At 48.2% G+C, this 4080-nt stretch carries 5 protein-coding genes and 1 other RNA gene; all 6 read right to left on the bottom strand.

Features of this window, described 5'->3' with window-relative positions; translation table 11 throughout:
* Positions 1-177: 177 nt before the first annotated feature.
* Positions 178-548, bottom strand: a transfer-messenger RNA (tmRNA) gene (gene ssrA / locus ACKOVI_RS02195).
* Positions 549-657: 109 nt separating this feature from the next.
* Positions 658-1284: a GNAT family N-acetyltransferase gene (locus ACKOVI_RS02200; protein ID WP_509602379.1), complete on the bottom strand. Its 627-nt coding sequence runs from the start codon at positions 1282-1284 to the stop codon at positions 658-660.
* 24 nt (positions 1285-1308) lie between these two features.
* Positions 1309-1806, bottom strand: coding sequence for an SsrA-binding protein SmpB (gene smpB, locus ACKOVI_RS02205; protein WP_509602380.1), 498 nt, complete (start codon positions 1804-1806; stop codon positions 1309-1311).
* Positions 1807-1844: 38 nt separating this feature from the next.
* Positions 1845-2747 carry a permease-like cell division protein FtsX gene (ftsX, locus tag ACKOVI_RS02210; RefSeq protein ID WP_509602381.1) on the bottom strand — a complete coding sequence of 301 codons (903 nt, stop codon included), beginning with the start codon at positions 2745-2747 and terminating at the stop codon, positions 1845-1847.
* 43 nt (positions 2748-2790) lie between these two features.
* A complete protein-coding gene (gene ftsE, locus ACKOVI_RS02215; protein WP_509602382.1) occupies positions 2791-3480 on the bottom strand; it encodes a cell division ATP-binding protein FtsE in 690 nt (229 codons plus the stop codon).
* A 107-nt stretch (positions 3481-3587) separates the two neighbouring features.
* The coding region (locus ACKOVI_RS02220; RefSeq protein WP_509602383.1) for a peptide chain release factor-like protein at positions 3588-4080 on the bottom strand (493 nt) is incomplete at its 5' end.

Raw genomic sequence — 4080 nt, forward strand, 5'->3', positions numbered from 1 at the left:
CTGAGTGCGACTTAAATTGTCGTGGAGGTATTCGCGCACTACGTGCGCTCAAACTCCCACTTACGCGTAGTGAAGAAGGAGAGTTGATCTGTCGTGGAGGTATTCGCGCACTTCGTGCGCTCAACCTCCCACTCCTCGCTCGGAAGAAAAGTGCAAGCACTTTTCGTTCCTCGCTCGTCGTGGAGGTGCCGGGAATCGAACCCGGGTCCTTCAGAGCTCAAACAGGGCTTCTACGTGTGTAGTGTTATTTACGTTTTCTCAGTCCTGAATCTCTCAAACACAAGTATTCAACGAACTCAGTTACGAAACTGTTCTCTCTACGCGTTCGCAACGCCACGCAGATGAAGAGCTCTCTAACGACGCCAGGTTCTAGAGCGAGAGCGCCCCTAGGCTGACGGATTTGGGACTAGCTTATGCAGCTAGTGCGAAATCACTGCGACTGTTGTCTGCAGTTATGTGTGCACAGGTTTCATGGTTTACGAGATCATCCCGGCTTCCTCGACACGCTTCCCCTGTCTCAACAGCTAAAGTCGAGACCGTTCACCCCCTATTTATTTGTGCTGCAATTGTATTGAACAAAAAGGAGAAGAGGGAAATTCCCAATAATTTCGGTTAAATCCGCGCTCAAAGATGAGTTACGGAACGGCGTTGGAGAAACTACTGAGAGTTGAACTCTTCTTTGAGAATCGCGAAGAGCCACATAGAACACCAATCCCCTTTAAAGAATTCAGAGTTAATGAACTCGCCTTCGCGGCGCATCCCTAACTTCTCTGCCAACTTTGCAGATTCTGGATTGCGGGTATCGATATCAGCGATGATGCGATGAACTGGGAAATTATCGAAAACGTACTTCATCAGCGCACGAGTAGCTTCATACGCAAAACCTTGTCGATGGTAATCAGGATGGGTCACCCAACCGATATCTGCCAACTGATCTGTTGTTGATTTTAGGCTGGTATTGGATTGACCAATTACCTTTCCCGGGCGATAACTTTCAAGGGAAGTTGTCTTTTCGCATTTTGAATCTCTTGATAGATCTTTCAACTCCCAAGCCAAAACAATGAAGTCGCCATCATCTCGTTGTTCGATCTTGCAAGTATTGATCGCCTTCTCAAGAAAGTGCGCCACCTGCTCGCGGCTGCGCTCTTCCCAAGGGATGTATCGAACTATCTTGGCATCGGATTGATATTCATAAAGGTCATCGACATCGCTCATGTGCAGTGGGCGAAGAATTAAACGCTCCGTTTCGATAATCAAAGGTGATGGAACCGACGATGTAGTCATTAGAAAACTGGCGGGCCTTATCCCTTACCAATCGTCCCGACCACTACGGTTCTTGCCACTGGCACGATATGAAATCTCGCGCTCGATTTCGCGGGTAGCTTGTTGTTCCAGCATAGTATCTCGCTTGTCATGCGCCTTCTTACCTTTCGCAACAGCGATCTCTACCTTTGCGCGACCATCTTTAAAGTAAAGCTGAAGCGGTACCAAGGTAATTCCAGAATCTTTTGTCTTCGCTGCAATCTTGCGAATCTCTTCGCGATGCACAAGCAGTTTTCGCTTACGGCGCGGAGTGTGGTTGGTCCAAGTTCCTTCTGTGTATTCAGGAATATGGACTCCATGCATCCAGAGCTCGCCATTTTCAACCATGACAAAACCGTCGATAAGTGAAGCACGGCCTGCGCGAAGTGATTTCACTTCTGTGCCCATCAAAACAATTCCACACTCGTAGGTATCAAGGATGGCGTAATCATGGCGCGCCTTTTTGTTCTGCGCGATGAGCTTTTGACCCTTCTCCTTAACCATGCGAGGAGTCTACTTGAGCAGGGTGGAAGGCAGCCGCCCTAAACCTTGAGATAACGGCGAAGCGTGACGAGCGAGGCGAGAATCGAGACAAAGAGTCCGACTCCCAGCAAGATGGCAGATGAGATCCACACCTGATTCCATGCAAAGAACTTAGTGAATGTCAGAAGAGGTGCAACCTTTGTATCGACTACATACTTCAGCCCGCTCAAGAGCCCTGTTGCAAATACCCAGCCAAGAACTGCTGAGAAGACTCCTTCAAGCAAGAATGGGAGCTGAATTGACCATGAGCTCGCGCCTACAAGCTTCATCACACCGGTTTCGCGACGACGGTTAAAGGCTGCGATGCGAAGAGTATTTGATATCAAAAGCGCTGCGGTCAGCACAGAGAAGAGACCGACAAGAAGCGCACCGTTACGCAAAACATCAAGAAGCTTGAAGAACTTCTCAAGAATTGTGCGCTGGTCTTGAACAATATCTACACCTGGGCGACCAGAGAAAGCACTGACAACAACATCGAACTGAGTTGGGTCTTTCAACTTCACTCGGAATGATTCTGGAAGCTGATCCGCTGTCACATTCTGTGCAATTGCAGAGTTCTTAAAACGCTCTTTAAAGCGAGCAAATGCCTCAGTCTGTGATTCGTAGAAGACGCTCTGAACAACAGGCAGCGCCTCTAAATCTGTCTTGATTGATGCACGCTGATCTGGCGTAACTACTCCGTTTGCGCATGTTGGCGACTCGGAGAGAGTTCCGCAAAGGAAGACAGAAACTTCAATCTTGTCGTACCAATAATCCTTCATCGCATTGACCTGTGCATTTGAGAGCAAGCCGATACCAAGAAGTGAAAGTGAGATAGCAACTGTGACAACGACAGCAAATGTCATTGTGAGGTTACGTCGAAGTCCAATACGAACTTCTTTAAAGAGGAAACCTGCGCGCATGTTTTTTATCCTGTCTCTCTAATTCTTTTAATTTCGTTCGCCGTTAGCCCGTGTATCCATAAACGCCACGAACCTGGTCGCGGATGACATGTCCACTATCAAGCTCAATCACGCGCTTACGCATCTGATCAACAATTCCTGAATCGTGCGTTGCCATTAAAACTGTGGTGCCCTCGCGATTAATGCGATCCAGCAACTTCATGATGCCAACGGATAGCTCTGGGTCGAGGTTTCCTGTTGGTTCGTCAGCGATAATGATTGGGGGCTTTGTGACATATGCACGTGCAATTGCTACGCGCTGCTGTTCTCCACCTGAAATCTCTGATGGCAAGCGGTCGCCCTTATCTTCAAGGCCTACAAGCTCGAGCATCTCTGGAACTTCGCGGTTGATTTCCTTCTGCGAATAACCGAGTACATGCAGTGAGAAAGCGATGTTCTCTGAAATTGTCTTATTAGGGAGAAGGCGGAAATCCTGGAAAACGGTGCCGACCTGGCGACGAAGCTCTGGCACCTTGTGATTGGCAAGTGAACCGAGATCCTTACCTGCGACATGAATTATGCCTGATGTTGGACGCTCTTCACGGAGGATCAAACGCAAGAATGTGGACTTACCTGAACCGGACTTTCCAACGAGAAAGACGAACTCGCCTTTTGTGATTTCGAGGTTGACGCTATCAAGAGCGGGACGCTCCTGGCCTGCATAGACCTTCGTAACGTTTTCAAAGCGAATCAATCTGAACTCCTCAAAATATGAACAAGTTGGAGTTTAGAGCACTTAACCTGACAAAGAGCGGAAATGAGCGTGGCTCACGCTCAGAAAAAGGTGTGAGTTATTACAAGTTATGAAGCAGATGAGCGGCGCCAGCGGATGCCCGCCTCAATAAAGTCATCTATCTCCCCATCCAGAACTGCAGAAGTATTTCCCGTCTCGTGATTATTACGGAGATCTTTCACCATTTGATAGGGCGCAAGAACATAGGAGCGCATCTGATTTCCCCATGAACCGCTGTTATCGCCCTTAAGTGCATTGATCTTCGCTTGCTCTTCTTGGCGACGACGTTCCAATAACTTTGACTGCAGAACAGCCATTGCGGTCGCTTTATTTTGAATCTGCGAACGTTCGTTCTGACAGGAAACAACAATTCCAGTTGGAATGTGGGTCAAGCGGACAGCAGAGTCTGTGGTGTTAACACCTTGCCCACCAGGTCCTGATGAGCGATAAACATCGACGCGGATTTCTTTCTCATCGATTTCAATATGATCGCTCTGTTCAACAACAGGAACAACTTCAACCCCCGCAAAAGATGTGTGGCGACGTGATTGTGAATCAAAG

It is taken from the genome of Candidatus Planktophila sp., from assembly GCF_046070465.1.
GTDB lineage: Bacteria > Actinomycetota > Actinomycetes > Nanopelagicales > Nanopelagicaceae > Planktophila.

Bases quoted from the DNA above. Each gene is read 5' to 3' on its own strand.
- ACKOVI_RS02200 (WP_509602379.1), bottom strand. From the start codon at position 1,284: ATGACTACATCGTCGGTTCCATCACCTTTGATTATCGAAACGGAGCGT.
- smpB (WP_509602380.1), bottom strand. From the start codon at position 1,806: ATGGTTAAGGAGAAGGGTCAAAAGCTCATCGCGCAGAACAAAAAGGCG.
- ftsX (WP_509602381.1), bottom strand. From the start codon at position 2,747: ATGCGCGCAGGTTTCCTCTTTAAAGAAGTTCGTATTGGACTTCGACGT.